At 31.8% G+C, this 19,066-nt stretch carries 20 protein-coding genes; all 20 read right to left on the bottom strand.

Features of this window, described 5'->3' with window-relative positions:
• Window positions 1-144: 144 nt before the first annotated feature.
• Entirely contained in the window at window positions 145-945 is an 801-nt protein-coding gene (locus MKY00_RS10850; protein WP_016717328.1) for a DUF3952 domain-containing protein, read from the bottom strand.
• 199 nt (window positions 946-1,144) lie between these two features.
• Complete coding sequence (locus MKY00_RS10845; protein WP_016717327.1) at window positions 1,145-1,939, bottom strand: hypothetical protein; 795 nt, start codon at window positions 1,937-1,939, stop codon at window positions 1,145-1,147.
• A gap of 82 nt (window positions 1,940-2,021) precedes the next feature.
• Window positions 2,022-2,309 (bottom strand): hypothetical protein, encoded by a 288-nt coding sequence (locus MKY00_RS10840; protein ID WP_016717326.1) that lies wholly within the window; start codon window positions 2,307-2,309, stop codon window positions 2,022-2,024.
• Window positions 2,310-2,403: 94 nt separating this feature from the next.
• Window positions 2,404-3,201 (bottom strand): hypothetical protein, encoded by a 798-nt coding sequence (locus MKY00_RS10835; protein ID WP_016717325.1) that lies wholly within the window; start codon window positions 3,199-3,201, stop codon window positions 2,404-2,406.
• A 35-nt stretch (window positions 3,202-3,236) separates the two neighbouring features.
• Complete coding sequence (locus MKY00_RS10830) at window positions 3,237-4,022, bottom strand: hypothetical protein (protein ID WP_000267098.1); 786 nt, start codon at window positions 4,020-4,022, stop codon at window positions 3,237-3,239.
• Window positions 4,023-4,122: 100 nt separating this feature from the next.
• Window positions 4,123-4,947, bottom strand: a complete 825-nt coding sequence (locus MKY00_RS10825; RefSeq protein WP_016717324.1) for a DUF3952 domain-containing protein — start codon at window positions 4,945-4,947, stop codon at window positions 4,123-4,125.
• A gap of 77 nt (window positions 4,948-5,024) precedes the next feature.
• The gene (locus MKY00_RS10820; RefSeq protein WP_016717323.1) at window positions 5,025-5,807 is read right to left on the bottom strand and encodes a hypothetical protein; all 783 of its coding nucleotides are present in this window, start codon (window positions 5,805-5,807) and stop codon (window positions 5,025-5,027) included.
• 464 nt (window positions 5,808-6,271) lie between these two features.
• Entirely contained in the window at window positions 6,272-6,910 is a 639-nt protein-coding gene (locus MKY00_RS10815; RefSeq protein WP_016717322.1) for a hypothetical protein, read from the bottom strand.
• 12 nt (window positions 6,911-6,922) lie between these two features.
• Window positions 6,923-7,183 carry a hypothetical protein gene (locus MKY00_RS10810; RefSeq protein ID WP_016717321.1) on the bottom strand — a complete coding sequence of 87 codons (261 nt, stop codon included), beginning with the start codon at window positions 7,181-7,183 and terminating at the stop codon, window positions 6,923-6,925.
• Between the two features lie 468 nt (window positions 7,184-7,651).
• Entirely contained in the window at window positions 7,652-7,897 is a 246-nt protein-coding gene (locus MKY00_RS10805; protein WP_029141110.1) for a hypothetical protein, read from the bottom strand.
• A 281-nt stretch (window positions 7,898-8,178) separates the two neighbouring features.
• Window positions 8,179-8,625: a DUF5085 family protein gene (locus MKY00_RS10800; protein ID WP_016717319.1), complete on the bottom strand. Its 447-nt coding sequence runs from the start codon at window positions 8,623-8,625 to the stop codon at window positions 8,179-8,181.
• Window positions 8,619-9,083 (bottom strand): DUF5085 family protein, encoded by a 465-nt coding sequence (locus MKY00_RS10795; protein ID WP_016717318.1) that lies wholly within the window; start codon window positions 9,081-9,083, stop codon window positions 8,619-8,621. The genes MKY00_RS10800 and MKY00_RS10795 overlap by 7 nt, the downstream gene beginning before the upstream one ends.
• A gap of 80 nt (window positions 9,084-9,163) precedes the next feature.
• On the bottom strand, window positions 9,164-9,958 hold the full coding sequence (locus tag MKY00_RS10790; RefSeq protein ID WP_074585555.1) for a hypothetical protein: 795 nt from the start codon (window positions 9,956-9,958) through the stop codon (window positions 9,164-9,166).
• 195 nt (window positions 9,959-10,153) lie between these two features.
• Entirely contained in the window at window positions 10,154-10,693 is a 540-nt protein-coding gene (locus MKY00_RS10785; RefSeq protein WP_074585556.1) for an STM3941 family protein, read from the bottom strand.
• 452 nt (window positions 10,694-11,145) lie between these two features.
• Window positions 11,146-11,424, bottom strand: coding sequence for a hypothetical protein (locus MKY00_RS10780; protein ID WP_016717315.1), 279 nt, complete (start codon window positions 11,422-11,424; stop codon window positions 11,146-11,148).
• A gap of 25 nt (window positions 11,425-11,449) precedes the next feature.
• Window positions 11,450-12,277 carry a hypothetical protein gene (locus MKY00_RS10775; protein ID WP_016717314.1) on the bottom strand — a complete coding sequence of 276 codons (828 nt, stop codon included), beginning with the start codon at window positions 12,275-12,277 and terminating at the stop codon, window positions 11,450-11,452.
• A gap of 55 nt (window positions 12,278-12,332) precedes the next feature.
• Window positions 12,333-13,796, bottom strand: coding sequence for a T7SS effector LXG polymorphic toxin (locus MKY00_RS10770; protein WP_016717313.1), 1,464 nt, complete (start codon window positions 13,794-13,796; stop codon window positions 12,333-12,335).
• A 23-nt stretch (window positions 13,797-13,819) separates the two neighbouring features.
• Window positions 13,820-14,107, bottom strand: coding sequence for a TIGR04197 family type VII secretion effector (locus tag MKY00_RS10765; protein ID WP_006923818.1), 288 nt, complete (start codon window positions 14,105-14,107; stop codon window positions 13,820-13,822).
• Window positions 14,108-14,110: 3 nt separating this feature from the next.
• Window positions 14,111-14,533: a YwqH-like family protein gene (locus tag MKY00_RS10760; protein ID WP_016717312.1), complete on the bottom strand. Its 423-nt coding sequence runs from the start codon at window positions 14,531-14,533 to the stop codon at window positions 14,111-14,113.
• A 12-nt stretch (window positions 14,534-14,545) separates the two neighbouring features.
• Window positions 14,546-19,057, bottom strand: a complete 4,512-nt coding sequence (essC, locus tag MKY00_RS10755; RefSeq protein ID WP_016717311.1) for a type VII secretion protein EssC — start codon at window positions 19,055-19,057, stop codon at window positions 14,546-14,548.
• Between the last annotated feature and the right edge of the window lie 9 nt (window positions 19,058-19,066).

The following is a 19,066-nucleotide window of genomic DNA, read 5'->3' as shown; positions in this document are numbered from 1 at the left end:
TAAATTTAGACAGATAAACGCCCCAATTGTTGCATCTACTCCAGCAATTGGGGCGTTTACCCTCAAATTCTTCCCACTATATTTATGAAACATTTATTCCACTTATGTCGCTATTATCATTACGTGCAAATGCTCTTTTTAATATTACTGCTTCTTATTATACTGTGCTTTAAAATCAATATATTCCTGTCTCGCGTCCTGATTATTACCTTGTTGACTATCAAAGTATGTGTGTATTTGTGATATGTGTTCTACTGACTTTCCTTCTTCATTTCTCTTTTTATAATTCACTACAATACTCACTTCCAATATCTGCTCTGAGCCCTTTGTAAACTCAATATGCAGTGCGATCGATCCACCACCATATTCATCATATTGTATTTTTAACTTATCATTAATAATATTTTGAAACTCTGATTCAGTTAGTGTATATCCAACAGTACTAGGCTGACCAAACTTTTTTATATCACCTCCTGGCTTCATCTTTAGTTTCCCTATCCCTTTTAAACGATCTACAATTAAGTTCACGTATGAAACATCCAGACTTGAATCCGTACTTTGTACCTGTCCATTCTCATAACTAATATTTGTACTATAATTAACTTCTTCTTTATAATTTTTATTATCTACTTCCGAGGTAATTTCTTGTGTTGTATTTCCATATAAACTTTTATCTTTCGTATTATATATGCCTTTCGAAGTTTGATAGATTGTTTTACTGTGCTCTCCATCTTCCTTTTGCTCATATGTACTATATATACCTCTTTGTTTCACATACGCATATCCATCATCACTCGCAGACATAACCTTTTTCATGTCACCTTCATCCAAAGCTTTGACAAATGGCTCATATTCTATCTTCGTCTCCCCAAAACCACATCCACTTAATAAACTTGATACTATTGACAGAACTATCATCATCTTAGATTTCTTCTTTAACTTCATACTGACACCCCGTTGATTTCTCTAGGCATTTTTAGGTTCATTACATTCCCATTTTGATAGTAATATAGTTCACCTTTACTTACCGGTATTTATTAACCCATACAGATTATGTTGAAGATACTTTAATTTTTAATAGCATCGATTTTTATACAATCCTTAATTGTTTATATATTCCATTCGAATTTTCAGAAACCAAAACTTATTTTATTTCTTTGGCTTGCTTTTTTTCCTTTTCTTCATAAAGCTTTAGTCTTTTCTGACGTTCCCTTTCGTGTTCCTCCCATGAAATATAAAATGATGGAAATTTAAATCTACAATAGGCTAATAATTGGAACTCTGCTGCGCCTACGGCTACCGCGTACATTATTAAAGTTCCTCCCGCATACAATCCAAAAATCTTCAGTGTATAATCATCATGCACATAAATTAAAATGAGAAGAGTTAACACATAAATTACAGCACACTTAATTGCAATCCTCTTTGTTTTACTAAAAAATGAAGAGGATTCTTCTCCCGTATTAAATGCCCCTTTACTTGCCTGTCTAAAAGTATCAATAGTCGCTAAAATATGTAATATGACTGCACCTAAAAATAATAACCCAACATACATTAATGTAATTTGATCAATTGAATAATTTGACATTCCCGGGATTATCAACATTGTAAATGTAATAGTACCTAGCTGAAACGCATATAACAGTACCACAAGTGTTTGTAGTTTCTGAAATTTAAATGGCATCTTAGGAAACAGATAAATAATTAAAAAAATTACTTGAAGACTATAAAGCACTAACTCAAGGCTAACAATTATTTTATCAAAGAGAGTCGGGTAATAACTCCAACCAAACCTTATTAACCCTCCAATAAGAAAAAACATTATTAATGAAATAAAAAACATCGTTCCAAACATAAACCCTGTAGCCCAATCGGGGCTTAAGCGATTGTTGCAAGTACTTTTAAATTCATTTAAATCTTCTTCTTTTATATTCCACATATAATTACACCATCTTTTCTAAAATCATGTAATAACTCTATTTTTGTAGACAAACTGAAAGTAAATAAATGTTTTTAGTATTTCATATTAAACTAGCTTTTTTTACTTTTTTAACAAACACAAAATACAGCGATAGCATTAGTATTAAGCCTATTCCACAAACCAATACACCTCCATATTCTTTCTGGTATAAAAAAATAAACATAGTAACAATATAGCTCGGTATTGACAAAATAATGAGCCACTTCCCCAGAAACTCTGCTATTTTATATAGAATTAAAAAGATAAACATAATCCCCACAATAATAGGTGCTATTACACTTTCAAATAAACCTTTTTCTTTTTTTACAGCTTTAGAATCTTTATTCAAGATATTACATTCCTCCCTTTACTAGTTAATTTATGAATAATGTATTCATTCTATCTTCAATGTAAGTTTACGAGTATCATTTATAACTTTCATTTCAGTTTTTGTTTCGCTTTTGTTCTTTCTCTCTTATTCTTTTTCTATTTGCTATAAATTCTTGGTGTTCCTTTTCATGTTGTTTCCACGTAATATTAAATGATGGAAATTTAAAGCGACAATACACCAATAGGACGAATTCTGCTGATACTACAGCGAATATATATAATATTATTGTTTGTGTCACATAAATTGCCATTTCATCAAATGTATAATTAAGGTTTAAAAAAATTAATACAAGTAGAACTATTACACCGATCGTTATTCCGATCAATAAATATAATTTCGTGTTAGTAAAAAATGAGACAGCCGGTCCTTCTAATTTATATCCTCCATGCTTTGCTTTTCTAAAAACATCGATCGTTGCTACAATGTGGGTACAGATTGCTCCTAATAGTATTAAACCGATATAAACCAATGTTTTATTGTCACATGGAAAATCATATATTCCTTCAACAACCATAACTATGAAAAGTAATGTCGCTAACTGAAAAGCATAAAATACAGTTACGATTGTTTGTAGTTTCTGTAATTTAAAAGCAATCTTTTTAGACATGAATAATATTAAAAAAACGAACTCCAAAGCATACAACTTAACCTCAGTTTGTACAACTATCTTTTCAAAAGGAGTTAGAGAAATCTTATCACCGTTCAGCAAAACACCTAAAAACATGATGAACATTGATATAGAAGTATATACAAAAACTCCTACATAAAAGATTCTTATATAATCCGGACTTAATCGGTTTTTATTTGCAATTTTGAATAAACCTAAATCTTCTTCCTTTATTTTAAGCATCCATCTTTCCTCATTTCGACGCAAAACTTATTTCTTTATTTTGTTTGCTTCTTTTCCTTCTCTTCATACATCTTTAGTCTTTTCTGACGTTCTCTTTCATGTTCCTCCCACGAAATATAAAATGACGGAAACTTAAATCTACAATAGACTAATAATTGGAACTCTGCTGCGCCTATGGCTATCGCGTACATGATGAATGTAAATATAAAGTAACCAAACATTATGCTCAATGAGTAATTATTTTGTATATAAATTAAAACGAGAAGAATTAGTACATAAATTACCACACCAAACATTACATTTTTCTTTTCCTTATTAAAAAATGAAGTAGATCTTTCTCCCATACTAAACGCACCTTTACTTGCTTGTTTAAAAGTATCAAATGTTGTTACACCATGAACAAGTATTGCTCCTAATACTAGTAAACCTACATAAATAAGCGTAATAAAATTAATAGAATAATTACTCATCCCTGGAAGAACAAACGCCGTAAGACCTATAGTACCTAACTGAAACGCATATAATAATATCACCAATGTCTGGAGCTTTTGAAATTTAAAACGTACCTTAGGGATCAGATATATAATAAAAAAGATTACTTGTAGGCTATATAACAACAATTCCATTCTGACCATTACTGTGTCAAAAAGAGTCGGATAGTAATCCCAGCCAAATCTAATTAATGCTCCAAAAATAAAAAGCATCAATAACGAACTATAAAGCATTCCACCAAACATAAACAACATAGCTCCTTCAGGGCTTAAACGATGTCTACATGTAATTCTAAATTCATCTAGATCTTCTTCTTTTATGTTCCACATTTGTTAGCTTCACCTTTCCCCGAACTATAGTATATTACCAAAATAAAGATTCAATTTTCTTAGTCACTGATTTTATACCTTTTTATTTCCATCGCCACTCTTAACTATCTCTTTTGTTGTACTGCGCCTTGTATTTTAAATATTCCTGTCTCGCATCTTGGTTATTATCCTGTTTTCTATTAAAATACGTTATTATTTGGAACATATTTTCTATTAATTTTCCATCCTCATTCTTTTCTTTAAAATCTATATCTATCCTCATTTGCAAAATTTGTTTTGGATTTTTTGAGGCATCCAGGTGCAATACGATTGTTGCTCCATCAAATTCATCGTATTGTATCTTTAATTTATTATTAATAATATCTTTAAATTCAGATTCAGTTAGTCGATATCCGACTGAATTAGGCTGATCAAACTTTTTTATATCATTCTCGGGCTTCATCTTTAGTTTCCCTATCCCATTTAAACGATCTACAATTAAGTTTACGTATGAAACATCTAGATTTGAATCCGAACTTTTCACCTGTCCATTTTCATACTTAACATGAGTACTATAAATAGTTTCTTTTTTATAATTCTCATTTGTCCTTTTTCCCTTGTCTTTTTCTATATCAGTCGTAACTGTTTGTATCGCCTCTCCATATAAACTTTTATCTTTTGTATTATATACACCTTCCGTGGTTTGACGAATTGTTTTACTGTGCTCCCCATCTTTTTCTTGCTCAAACGTACTATAAATACCTCTTTGGGTCACATAAGCATAACCATCGTCACTCGCAGACATAACTGTCTTCATATCACCTTCATCCAATGCCTTTACTAATCTCTCATACTCTATCTTCGTCTCCCCAAAACCACATCCACTTAATAAATTTGCTATTATTGACAGAACTATCATCATCTTGGCTTTCTTCTTTAACTTCATACTGACACCCCGTTGATTTCCCTAAGCATTTTTTTAAGTTCATTATGTTCCTTTTTGAAAAGTAATACATTTCACCCTTATTTACTTTTCGTTTTGGATTTTGTATTTTGTTTTCGAATTCTCCCACGCATTCTCTCATTCTCTTCCCACGTAATATTAAATGATTTAAATTTGAATCTACAGCACACCAATAACTGGAATTCCGCTGCACCAACGGCTACTGTGTACAGTAAAACAGTACCTATTACATATCCAATAAAAGTATCAATCGCATAATCATTATAAAAATAAATCAAAATAAGTAGGATTAATGCGTATATTGAAGTTACTTTCATCATAGTTCCTTTTGTTTTACTAAAAAAGGAAGCGGATCTTTCATTCATACTAAATGTACCTTCACTTGCCTGTTTAAACGTATCAATCGTTGTCACAATATGAACAATCACTGCTCCTATAAATAAGAAGCCTACATATACTAATGTAATTCCGTCGATTGTATAATCAGACATTCCAGGAAGAATCAGAGCTGTGAATAATATTGTACCTAATTGAAATGCATATAATAACACGACAATCGTTTGTAATTTTTGAAATTTAAATCGAGCTTTTGGAAATGAATATAGAATTAAAAAAATTATTTGTAAGCTATATAGCACAAGTTCAATTTTAACAATTGTTTTTTCGAATAAAGTAGTATAGTAATCCCAACCAAAGGTTACTAAAGTACCAATAAGAAAAAACATCATAACTGAAACGTACACTATTGTTCCTATCATAAAACCTAAAGTACCCTCAGGACTTAAACGGCTGCTACATGTTACTCGAAATCCATCTAAATCTTCTTCTTTTATGTTCCACATTCAGTTTTTCACCTTCTATACAGTTTAAATAATTTCCAGGCACTAAAATCCCATTACATTCCTAACTTTTTAAGTACATTCATCTTTGCGTAACTATATTCAGATAATATTACCTCTACATTAATTACCGTACATAATCAGAATGCTTTTGATAGTTCAAATAGCCTTCTTTCTCCTCAAAAGCTCTAAATATTCTTCTCTCTTTCACTTAAGCATATCCCTCATACTCTATTTTTGTTTCCCCCGAAACTGCACTCACTTAGTAAAAACATTACTGTCATCACAATTGTATCGAGATAATAAAGCTCTTTAATTTTATCTTCAGAAAGGTGATAACCTCCCATCAACAATATGCTAGGAGGTTATTACAGTTATTTTAAATTTGTTTTTATTTTAATGGATTCGATTTTTGCAAATAATAATGTTATTTAATTTGAGAGAAGCGAATATTAAAAACCTACTGCTTAATAACTCGTAATTAAGTCTTCACCCTCATATCTAGGGTCTTTCTCAACTTTGCCATCTTTTGTTTTGATGACTTTTAGTCTACCTAACCACTCTGCTCCCTTATATGTCTCTTCACTTACCCATACATTATGCTTTTTACCATCTACCTCAACTACTAATGTGGGGTGTGTAAACATGAATTCCTTCTCTACATGCCTACCTACAATTTCTGCATGTAATGATGTACCTTCTTCAACTAATTTACTATTTTGATACCCTTCGATAATAGGTAATCCAATAAATACAAAGAATATGAGTCCAAATACGATTACTTTCTTCTTTGTACTCCATTTATTCTTTTCTTTCAATTCCTTCTGTCTCGCTTCTCTTTCTTCGCGTTCCTCCAAACTCTCATTTAAAGCATCTTCCCATGCCTTAATTTCCGCTTCAATTTCTGCTTCAGCTCTTGCTAGTTTTTCTAGTTGTTCATCGGTTGCTACCATCTCATATGAGTTATCTCCAACCAAACGAATTTCAGTACCATTTTCTTTTACTTTTCGCAAGTCTTTTTCTGTACAATTAAACTCTCGAATGATTTCCCCTCGTGTGTTTACCAATCTAACGTAAATGTTTTTTTTCTCCTTCTTCTTAAACATCTGCACTCCCCCTTATTTGTTTCCTATCATAGATAACCCTATTGCAATTAAGAGAAAGAAAACGATAATAAGGAAAGTCTTCCCTTTGCTTAATTGTGTTGTAGAACCTTCCAAGACAGCCCATATAAGAATTGGAAAAAGAAGAATACCTAGGAAAATATGAACTAACTTGTTGCTACTCTTCTTTAGTGGTTTTTCTTCTACTATCGTTTTTATCTGAACAGCTTCTTTTCTTATTTGTTTCGGTTTCTTTTTCTTGCGTCTATGATTCACCCAACATACTCCGCCACATTTTAAACTTAGCTGCAAATTGATCTTCCATTCTTCAAAACAAATCTGCTCCCTTAGAATGATTTATTATTATGAAAAGACTTTTCATAATTCACATAATCTTGCTTCGCTTTCCTCTTTAACTTCATACTGTCACCAGTTACTCTAGGCATTTTTAGTTTCATTACGTTCCCTTATTGTTTCTATCATAAATCCTAAAGCATCCTCAGGACTCCAACGATGTTTACATATCACCCCGAATTTATCTGAATCTTCTTTTTACATTGCACATTCAAGTGTCCCACCTTTAACTACATTCATTTAAATCATGTAGATTAAATATAAAAACCTTCTCATTTTAATGAAAAGAGAAGGTTTTCTTGCTGTTATACATTCATGCCATATTCAAAACTTTCCCTCTTGAAATAACGTATTATAGTTAATCTTTTTAATTTTATTTTCACTATTAATTTAGGCATTTTTACTTTTCTTAAAAAACACCACATATGCAAATAATGACGAGATTAAGAGGAATACACCTGCCCCTATACCCTCATATATTTTAAAATAAACAGCAGCAATTATCACAAATATTGACATTATTATTATTAGAATCATTGTATATTTCACTATAAATTCTAACGCTTTATAGATAGATACTATTGTCCTTCCAAAAATACTTTTCTCTATTTTCGAAATATTCCAATTTTTATCCAAGATAACACCTTTCCCTCTTTCCAAATTGACTTTCGAATAAATCTTCCCTTTCAAAATAAGAACAAAGCGAACTGCAGAACGTAACTACTCCCCATACAGATTGACCCAACTGAAAAACCTCATGTCGAACTATTCAATCAATTACATATAGATTTTAGAATAAAAAAACCTCCTCATTCTAACAAGAAGAGAAGGTTTTATTTATGTCATTTCCCCAAACCCTATTCAAAACTATCTCTTTTATGATATTTCCATATTTTAAAAGTCACAAGCTTAAAATATTATTCTTCATTAAATACAGCAATCTTCACTTCAACATACTGTAAAGACTCATCACCGCTAAACACATGATAAATTGGCGAGGCTAAATTCAGATTATTATCCTCCATATACTGAAGCATTTCACCATATACCTGCTCTGTTAATTTTTCATAATCTCCCGTATATCGTTTCATGAGCATCTCATCAACATAGTAATAACTTCTAAATTGAAGTGTTTCTGACATTGGAATTTTATCTTCATTTACCGGCATAAATAATTCAATATACATATTTCCATCAGACGGTATATTTTTCAAAGCGTAAAACATAGGACCTTTTATCGTTAAATTTACTTTTGAAATTTCTGACATAAAATCTTCAATTGCTTCTTTCATATCCGGGTAATGAAAAATGTATTCTCTTGAAACAACATTTTTATATGCAATACTTTGTTTTTCAATTAGCATTTCACTGTTTCACCTACTTCTATAATAGGAGCATAAATATCTAACCACGTATCACCATATACATCTAAACATACGTGATAAAAACTACTATCTAATTTCATATGATGCTGCTCTGCAACCTCACGTATTAGGTTATAAGCATCCTCAATATCACCATCTTCATCTGTAAATCGCACACATAGAGCACTCTTAATAATTAAAGCATCATAATACTCATATGCAGAGCTCTCACCTAAATCAACTCTTCCATTGACAGGAATACAATACGTATATTCCCCATATTCTGGTTCATTTTCTAACTGTGAATATTTATATAGAACAGGTCCTACTGCATATATCCCATTACGAACTACTTGATTTCTAAATGCTCTTGCAGGTAACAACCAATCTTCTTTTTTTACAATTTGAGTAATGCTTATTAAATTTAAAAGTGACAATGCTTTATGCTGAACTTTCACAAAATCTACTCCTTTTCATAGTATTAATTTATAAACATTCATTACTACATATGTAGTAATGAATGTTTAAGATGCAAAACTTATTTTATTTCTTTGGCTTGTTTTTTTTCCTTTTCTTCATAAAGCTTTAGTCTTTTCTGACGTTCCCTTTCGTGTTCCTCCCATGAAATATAAAATGATGGAAATTTAAATCTACAATAGGCTAATAATTGGAACTCTGCTGCACCTATGGCTACCGAATATAGTATAAGGGTCAATACGGCATACCAACCTATTTGCCCCATCGTATAATCATTATTAATATAAATTAAGATTAAGAGAGTTAATACATATAGTATAGAGGCAATCATTAATAAATCTTTTGTCTTACTAAAAAATGAAACTGAATTTTCCCACTTACTAAATGCGCCTTCGCTAGCTTGCTTAAAGGTATTAATTGTTGTAAAAATATGAATAATAAAAGCTCCTAACAATAATAAGGCTACATAAGTCAATGTAACATGATCATTTGAATAACCGAAAATACTCGAAACAACTACTGTTACAAATCCTATAGTCGCAAGTTGAAGTGCATATAACAATATAACTATAGCTTGTAACTTTTGAAATTTAAAACGGGCTTTGGGAAATAAATATACAATAAGAAAAATGATTTGTAAGCTATACAAACATAACTCTATTTTAATAATTGTTTCATCTAGTAAACTAGGATATACGGACCAACCAAATTTCACCAAACCATAAATTACACCTAACATTATTAGTGAGGTGTATATGATTGAACCTAACATAAAACCTACAGCAGCCTCAGGACTTAAACGATTTCTACATGTTATTTTAAATTCGTCTAAATCTTTTTCTTTTATATTCCACATCCAAGTTTCCCACCTTTAACTACCTTTACTTAAATCATGTAGATTAAAAATAAAACCTTCTCATTTCCATGAAAAGAGAAGATTCTATTGGCACCATATACCTTTATACTATTCAAAACTATCTCTTTTGAGATGCTTCATTTATAACAAGTAAAAAAATCTCAAAAATGGATTCAAGTTGCTGTTCCTATTATATTACTGCGCTTCATCTTCTGGAGCTAAAACGTTCATATGATATTCTTCTAGCTTAGCAACTAATGTTTCTCTATCTATTTCTAATAAGTTCGTATGAATATTAAACGGTGCAAATCCAGTACGCTTATTAATTCGATACATCCGTTGTCCTTTTGATGGTATAGAAGCTATATATTTCTCTTCAACATCATCCTCTATCAAAATTCCTAAGAACGACTGCTTGCGAATTTTATAGGGTAAAATACTATTTACATCTTTTAAAGCGATTTTCACAGGATATTTAGCATCATTAATAACCGTAATATACTCTGATTCTAAAATGGCTACTGGTGTTCTATTCATAATCTTCTTAAATATTTTCCACAAAGCAACTAACATGATTAATGCACCGATCCCAACTATAGCCCCCCTTACATAGTAAGCTTCCTCAGACGAGAAAGTGAATATAACAAAAATAAGCAACAAAACTTCAATTACAACGAATAAAAAAAACCTTCTGCTTAATTTAACTTTCGATTCATAAATATAATATTTTTCCATATGATTCTCCTATTAATTTCGGTATTATAAATCTATTTTGATTTGTGTCTCTACATCACAACACGTTCTTGATTTATCCTATCACCATGTAATTCCTACTTAATCTCCCGACATGTTTAAACTATCGCTCTTTCTGCTCATGCTATTTCTAAGATAAAAAATGAAGGAACAGTCTAAGATAAGAGTAACACCATTACGATTACGTATAGCTGGACAATAGGGCGTATTACCTACTTTAATAATGATTAAAAACCACACTCATATACAGAGAACAAAAAAAGATAATCAACCATATACAATAGTGATAATTATCTTTTTTTCTCTTCTTATTGAATGTTTTAGTGCTCAGATTTATGAAACTCTTTTTTCATTTTCACTTTATTCATACAGTAACTATGTGTAGATAAAACGAAGATAGAGCAAAATAGTAGTTTTTTATATTTAATATTAACTTAACCTTTTTTATTTTTTCTAATAAATATAAAATATAACAATATCATTGATATTAATCCTATTACACCACCCAACACCCCTCCATATTCTTCTAGATATATACAAAGAAATATACTACCAATAAAAAATATTATTCCAAAGATAACAATCCATTTCCCTAGAAACTCTGCTACTTTATATATAATTACAAAGATAAACATAATCCCGACAATAATAGGTGCTATTACACTTTCAAAAAAACCTTTTTCTTTTTTTACAATTTTGGAATCTTTATTCAAGGCATTACATTCCTCTCTATACAGGTTAACTTATGAATAATGCTTTCATTCTGTTTTCAAAATTTGTATTAGATAATTGAGATAAAGTAAATGCAACATTATCGTTTAGTTGTGATAAACCAAATATAGTACTATCATCTAATTGAGATAATATCCATTGTGTCTGCGCTGTTTCAATAATAAAAAAACCTTTATCTGAAATAACCTCGCCATTGCCTTGTGTATCAAGTCGCATAACACTGTATATACTTTTTGTTGTTTTTATATCATTTAGGAAAACTTCTGCATGTGAAGGTTTTACACCGTTCTCAATTAAAATATTTTTCCCCTCTTCAATAGACAATGTAATAAGATTACCAATTTCTTGTACTACATGATTTGGTAAAGTTTCTTCTAAATCAATATTTATATTTTGTTTTTCAATCTCAATTTGCAATAGATTTTTTGCTTCTGTATATAATTCATAATCTGATAAATTTTTAATTGTATGTACAATTCCATTCGTACTTTGATATGAAATATTAAAGTCACCTTGATTATAAATATTACCAGTGATTGTTATATCATTTTGAAAATCAATTTTTTGCAATAAAATAGAAATAGATGGCCGATTAAAAATATTAAATAATATTTCTACATCAGGCTTTGGGAATACTTCTTGTTTTTGTTCATCAAATGTTATTAAATTCCTTGCTAATAAGGAATGTGCTGCTGTTAAAAAGATCTTTTCTGTTTCTGTTTCTTTAAGCTCATCATATACTATTTGTAATAGTGATTTGGCAAAGGCTTGATTATCTTTATAATTTAATAGGAATGCTAGTTCTTCTAAAGAAAACGTATATTGTTTATCCATAACTGTTAAAAAGTCTATTCAAAAGACTTTTATTCCCCTCTTTTCTTTAATAAGTTTATTTAAACCATTTTTTTACAGAGTTTGTAAAACTCGATGCATATTCTTTCATTTTTTTTCGTGGTGCAATATATTCGAATGCTTTACTAAACGCTGTACTTCCTACAGTAGCTCCAATTATTCCACCTGCAATGGCGCCAACAGCTGTACCGATACCTGGGCAAATTAGTGTACCTAATGCCGCTCCTGCTTCTACACCACCAACACCTCCAGCCCATCCAAAGAATGTGTTACCAGCTATTTTCGCTCCAGAATAACCGAAATCAATTACTCCTTCAGTCACAGTTTTATCTGATTTAAGAGCTGTATGAAGTTCTCCTACTTCAAATGCAGAGTTTATTAATACCGCCGGTATACCAAAAGGTTTCAAATTTTTTATTATATGTTTTGGAACATTAATTGCTTTAATACTGTTCTCAGGTAATGAGTGATTTAAATTCCCTAATTTTGCAGCTACTTTCTCAATTGTGGAAAATTCTTGTGCAACTTTCCCCATAGTTGTAACTGCCTTCCCGACTAATGGGATTTCCTTTAGCCCTTTCCCAAAAAGACTCTTAGAACTTGCTACAGAGAACGCTGAATTTACCCCTTTAAGCCATTTACCCCATGTATTAGCGATTTTTCCATTCGCTAAGAAACCTTTTTGAATATCAATAAGATCAGCACGTTTAGGTTTAGCATTTTGAACAAAATTTAATGCTCCTAATACGAATCCCATTTTTCCAGTTATAACTGTTCCTTTCGTTGCAAGCATTAAAAGAATATCTCCAATGCTCAATCCATCTCCTAAATTTCCATTACTCCCCCCCGTAGTGCTATTATTTATAGTTCCGTACCACTTGCTAGACATAATTTTTTCTATTGAACTACTAGAAAAATCTCCACTATTAGTTCGTATTTGATTCATTCCACTGTCTAATGCATGCATCATTTCACGAAACGCTTGCAGGTCATTTTGTTGACTGTTATAAGTTTCTAATTTTTCAAGCGTGTCACTAATTTCTTTTTGGCTTTTTACAGATCCTTCCGTAATTCCTGAGGATGATGGATATTGAATTGCAATAATATCACTAATGGATCCTACCGTTTGTCTCGCTTCGTCATTAGAGTGATTAAACCCTTCATTATATCCATTAATTCTTTTCTTTACATCATCCAAATAACTTCCGTAAATTTTGACATCTGCATCACTGTCAACCGTAGAACTGAAATCCTCCATTGTTTTTTGAAATTGACCTTTTAATAACTCAGTTGATTCCATATAACTAGAAATAATTTTCCCATGAACCATGGATAAATACCCTTTAATTCCATCAGCTGTTTTCCCTTGAAAAGAACTAATTTGTGTAACACCCATTATTTTTTGTAATACTGATTCGAAATGTTGATTTAACTCTTCAACATTTGAATTAAAGCGTGTTTGAAGTTCTTTCACTTCCTGTAATTCAATATTTTTGTCCACCTTACATCCCCCCTATTTCAAAATTAATGGCCCGGAATGCTGCTTAAACTTTTTTCAAGTTGTTCATCTTGTTCGACTATTTTCTCCCCGGCTTGTTGTATGTTATTTAAATCGTTTTCTAATAACTGTTCATATTGCTGCACCTTTTGAGATAACATTTCGATTGCTTCACAAAATTGAGTTAATCTAGTCAAATTCGTACGACTCAACTGCATACCATTAAATTTAGTCTTACCTAAATCACTAGCACCACTTTTCAAATCACTTACTTTCGCATCAAATACCCCTTTATTTAATTTAATTTCCCCCATTTATCATTTCCCCACTTTCTGTACTTCTACTTGAATACTAGCGTCAACCATTGAAACACTTCTACTTAAAGAAGCAATACTAGACTCACATGCAGCGATTTCTCTTTCAAGCCGTCGTATAGCTTGATCGATGTCTTCTTGCACTCTTCCTAGTTCTCCGATAAACTTCCCTAAATTCGAAATGACTTGTTGTTCATACGTTTCTTTAAAAGCAGTTGCTCTTTGCCCTTTCCAACTACTCTCGTTTATTTCTAAAGACTTAAACTGCTCTTGATTTTGTTTAATTGCTTCAAGATTATTTACAAATTGCCCTTTAGCAGTTATTACCCTTCGTAATTTCATTTGTAATTCAGCCAATTGCCCTTGTTGATGACTTATACTACTTAATAAACCAGATTTTTGACTATTTAATTCCTCTATCCCCATGCAAATCCCCCCTTAAATAGTTGGCACTTTAATTCTAGTAGCAAAACGATTTTCAACAAAATACCCTTCAAATGGATTTAATTTTGTACTACTTAAATCTTTATTAGATACATCGAAGACCATTTGGCCTGATGATTTTCTAAGTAAAATAACATGAGATTGCGTTTTTATTGTTTTTGAAACTAAGTCGTATCGACTGTCAATTGAATCAACATCACAGCCAATTACGAAGTGGATGCCCATAAATGCACCATTTGTTATTAATTCCGCTAAACTATATATATCGCTATCTTCTAAATTACTTAAAATATCATTTACATCTGCAATTACGATTACAATCGGCTTAAATTTCTTAATAAATTCTGCCGGATTCACTGTTTCACTTGATGCTTCCTGCTCCTCTTTAAACGCCGCTTCTCTCGATTTATAAGCGTTTGTAACTTGTTTAATCGTTTTCTCAATTCCTGTTTTTTCAGCTACATATAAAGCAGCGCTCTCTCTATAGTTTGAGAAATTTCGTGTTCTTGTATCAATTAAACCTAGGTCAAAGTGTCCACTGTCTGCTAACTGTTGAAGGAATTGATGAACTACATTTTCAACTTCATCTTTCTTAATTCCCCCTACAACAATATTAGACGCTTCCGTTAAATCTAATTCGAGAGGCGTAACGTTTTCTGTCTCTACACCAAATGTTAGTTTGCCTGCTTCAATAATTTTTCTTGTTTCTGGCCATGCAATGAATTCCTTGTATTCCAGAACTTCAGGTACCATAGGAATTGCTTTCGGTCTTTCTCCATCCCAGAAGGAATCCATCTCTTTTCCTTCAGCTTGTATATTTTCAATTCGAGTAAGGACATCTTCTCCATTTGTCGGTAAAGCTGTTTGGAAGATTGTTGGTTCGTCAATTTTAACTAAACCACGGCCTGCTAATTCTTCAATTTTTAAGTCTGTTCTTCCTACAATAGCTCTAGATTCTGCCTCATCTATCATATATAGAGCAATTTGTAGTTTAATATTTGTATTTACTTGTACTCTCAATGCATTTTGACGTGTAGCCGTAAGCATTAAATGAATTCCTACTGCTGCCCCTTCACGTACAATTTGTGCAACAATGCGTTCAAAGTCTTCGACAAATCCAGCTTCTCTAACAGCATCATAGTTATCTAACGTAATTAATATTGTTGGTAATACTTCTTTACTAGCTCTCTCATACATTTCAAGACTCGCAACACCGTATTTACTTAGCAATTGCTTTCTATCTTTTAATAGGTCTTCTATGCGACGAAGAAATTTCTCACATTTTTCAACTTGATCTAATGTAATGATGTCTGCCACATGCGGTAAAGATTTTAATGGCATTAAACCGTTCGTTCCGAAGTCTAATAAATACACATGCAAATGCTCCGGACTATGCTGACGAGCTACATCCATAATGACTGATTGTAAGAATGTTGATTTTCCATAGCCTGGACTTGAGAAGACCGCTACGTGCCCGTCTTTACTAATATCTAGTGTTAATGGTGTTTGTGATTGTAATTCAGGCTGATCTAGTAGACCAACTGTTGCTTTTAATGGTTTCTTTTCTTTCGTCCATGCTTCTTTGAACTGAATAGCGTGTAAGTCTTGTAAATATACGCTTTCTGGAAGTGGTGGTAACCACGGTCTAGCTAACGCTTCAATTTCATTTACTTCTGCGTAATCGTGAATGTAGTCAATAACAGCATCCAGTTCAGATGGTACGCTTATTACTTCTTTACTACTACCAAGTCCACTTAAGTCTTCGCTTAATATTTCATATTGTCCTAGATCATTTATTGCATATATTGTTGCGTCTAAATGTTCTTTATCTTCTTTGTTTTCTACATAGTCTGCTCCACTCCAAGCTGATTGGAATAGTTCATATATTTCATTATTCCCAACTTGTAAGTAAGCACGTCCTGGTAATGTAATTTCAGCAGCATCTGGTGTTTTTAAAATTTCATTACTATCTGACGTATTTTGAACTTTTAATGCTAGTTTAAATTTCGAGTTACTCCAAATTTGATCATCTACAACACCACTCGGTTTTTGCGTAGCTAATATTAAATGGATTCCAAGTGAACGACCGATACGCGCTGTTGAAACTAACTCTTTCATAAATTCTGGTTGTTCTGACTTCAGTTCCGCGAATTCATCACTAATTAAAAATAGATGTGGCATCGGTTCACTTACTAAGCCTTCTTTATACAGTTTTTGATACTGATTAATATGGTTTACATCATTTTCCCCAAATAATCGTTGTCTTTTTTGTAATTCAGCTTTAATTGATGCGAGCGCTCTCATACTTTGTGCTCCATCTAAGTTCGTAATTGTTCCTAATAAATGCGGTAAGTTTTTGAATAAATTCGCCATACCGCCGCCTTTATAGTCAATTAATAAAAAGGCTACTTCGTACGGATGGAAATTAACTGCTAGAGATAAAATGTACGATTGTATAATTTCCGATTTACCTGAACCTGTTGTACCTGCTATTAATCCGTGTGGTCCATGTGCTTTTTCGTGTAAGTTTAAGTTTACGATATCTTCTTTACCACGTAATCCAAGTGGTACAGCTAAAGATTTATGCGCTGCATTTTTCTCCCAGCGACTTGTGATATTTAGTTCTTTTACTTTCTCAACACCGTACATCTCTAAAAATGTTACACTTTCTGGAATACTATTTTTTAAGTTTTGCAAATGATTTAACGGTGCTAGTGCTCGTGAAATGTCTTCTAAATTGAATCCTTTCGGTACGTGATTTAGTTTAAATTGACGGTTAACAAGCTCTCCTTGTTCTAAGATGATGTTCCCTTGTTTTGCATCTCTTATATCTATTACCGTTTTCACATGCTCCGGTAAACTTTGCATAACATCTTGTACAAATACAAGTGATACACCTAATTGACTCGGATCATCATTAAAGAATTCCATAACAACATGGTCTAATATTAGTTTTTCATCTGTAATGAGAACGACATAGTGCGGTGCAAAGTACATTTTTTCATTCGTTGAACTTTTTTCATCTAGTTTTAATTTTCGTTCTTTCAATATTTGATACAAACTATTTAACACTTGATCACGGCTACGGTCATGGTATACAAATCCACGTACATTTATATCGCGAACACTTCCATGTGGTAACCAGCGCATCCAATCCCATTTTTCTTTTTCTTCTTCCGGAAAAATAGTAATAAACTGCAAGTCATAATAACTATGGAATAAAGCTGTTTGTGCAACTAATAATTGTAATTGCTCTAACACTAAAGAACGTTGGCCAATATAACCGACTGGTCCATTCATTAAATCTGTTACAACTGGTACATCTTCCAATGATAGATAACGCTGTCTTAGTTCACGTGCTATATCAATTAATTCATCTTTCGTTTGACTAAATTCTTCTTCATTAAATTGAATTTCAAAACTCGTATTAGCTTGTCCTGTTCCAACGCTAAATGTTAAGAAATCATGATGTAACATTGTTTTTTCATAGATTCTAGGATTTACTTGAACTGCCATATTACGTATTACTTCTACATTTGGATAATGATAATGTAATGCATGACGCTGTTTTTCACTTTCTGCATGTAAATCTTTCGTTTTTTGTTTTATATACGCTCTATAACTTTTATCACGTTCAACAATGTCAATTTTATATTGCTTTAAATTTTTTATATATGATGTGACAGAAACAATAATTGTTACTAATGTCATCGCAATCGATGCAATAATAAACATCCCATATTTCATAAAGATAGCAAGTAATACTGTTACGACAATCATGACAAGAGAAGGTGCAATAATTCTCGCCAAATGCTCAGTCGGTTTTGATGGCATACTTGAAGGTTTTGCAATTGTCATTTTCTCTTCTGGTTCACGGTAAATAATACGCGGTGAACGATGATAATCTGGATAACCACTTTGATAATTTGTTTCTGATTCTACTAAAATAGGTAACGTAGATTTCACGTTCTCTTCTGAAGAAAGTACTTGAATGTCTTCATTGCCTATTTCTACTAAAACACCATCAAAATATAATACGTCTCCCGCTTCTAACATAACGCTATCTTTTAGCTTCGTATAATTATGAAATACATCCCCGTCATATACATTCACTTTAAAAGAATCGTACAACGTTTCACGAGATAGCATTAAATCTACATTTGTCCCAATAATAGAAATATCATCATAACTGTTTTGACTAATTGTAAGAGAATGTTTCGTTCCGATATCAAACACTTTAGTTGTGCCGATAATAGAGATAAAAATTTTCAAGCTCACATCTTTAGATTTTCCAATCTCAAATTCCTTATTGAATTCTATTAATTGATTTTGTATCATCCAAGCATTTACTTCATTATTCCACTTTAACTCTACTTCTTGTTCTAAACTTGGATTTGTAATATCATTTGTCCACTCTTTTCCAATCGACACTATTGATTGCTCATTTGGATGTAATGTGCACTTATATATTTTGTCTCCATAAGTCAATACTAATAGTTGCTCCATCCGTTTTCA

Origin of the sequence: Bacillus sp. FSL R9-9834 (assembly GCF_038006905.1) — a bacterium.
GTDB classification, from domain to species: domain Bacteria; phylum Bacillota; class Bacilli; order Bacillales; family Bacillaceae_G; genus Bacillus_A; species Bacillus_A pacificus.
Note: the sequence above shows the minus strand (reverse complement) of the source record. Positions and strands in the feature narration are given on the sequence as shown.

Excerpts from the sequence above, each read along its gene's own strand:
- essC (WP_016717311.1), bottom strand. The coding sequence starts at position 19,057 with ATGGAGCAACTATTAGTATTGACTTATGGAGACAAAATATATAAGTGC.
- MKY00_RS10835 (WP_016717325.1), bottom strand. The coding sequence starts at position 3,201 with ATGCTTAAAATAAAGGAAGAAGATTTAGGTTTATTCAAAATTGCAAAT.
- MKY00_RS10815 (WP_016717322.1), bottom strand. The coding sequence starts at position 6,910 with ATGTTTAAGAAGAAGGAGAAAAAAAACATTTACGTTAGATTGGTAAAC.
- MKY00_RS10765 (WP_006923818.1), bottom strand. The coding sequence starts at position 14,107 with ATGGGGGAAATTAAATTAAATAAAGGGGTATTTGATGCGAAAGTAAGT.
- MKY00_RS10845 (WP_016717327.1), bottom strand. The coding sequence starts at position 1,939 with ATGTGGAATATAAAAGAAGAAGATTTAAATGAATTTAAAAGTACTTGC.
- MKY00_RS10760 (WP_016717312.1), bottom strand. The coding sequence starts at position 14,533 with ATGGGGATAGAGGAATTAAATAGTCAAAAATCTGGTTTATTAAGTAGT.
- MKY00_RS10820 (WP_016717323.1), bottom strand. The coding sequence starts at position 5,807 with ATGTGGAACATAAAAGAAGAAGATTTAGATGGATTTCGAGTAACATGT.
- MKY00_RS10790 (WP_074585555.1), bottom strand. The coding sequence starts at position 9,958 with ATGTGGAATATAAAAGAAAAAGATTTAGACGAATTTAAAATAACATGT.
- MKY00_RS10825 (WP_016717324.1), bottom strand. The coding sequence starts at position 4,947 with ATGAAGTTAAAGAAGAAAGCCAAGATGATGATAGTTCTGTCAATAATA.
- MKY00_RS10850 (WP_016717328.1), bottom strand. The coding sequence starts at position 945 with ATGAAGTTAAAGAAGAAATCTAAGATGATGATAGTTCTGTCAATAGTA.
- MKY00_RS10830 (WP_000267098.1), bottom strand. The coding sequence starts at position 4,022 with ATGTGGAACATAAAAGAAGAAGATCTAGATGAATTTAGAATTACATGT.
- MKY00_RS10775 (WP_016717314.1), bottom strand. The coding sequence starts at position 12,277 with ATGGATAAACAATATACGTTTTCTTTAGAAGAACTAGCATTCCTATTA.
- MKY00_RS10800 (WP_016717319.1), bottom strand. The coding sequence starts at position 8,625 with ATGCTAATTGAAAAACAAAGTATTGCATATAAAAATGTTGTTTCAAGA.
- MKY00_RS10785 (WP_074585556.1), bottom strand. The coding sequence starts at position 10,693 with ATGGAAAAATATTATATTTATGAATCGAAAGTTAAATTAAGCAGAAGG.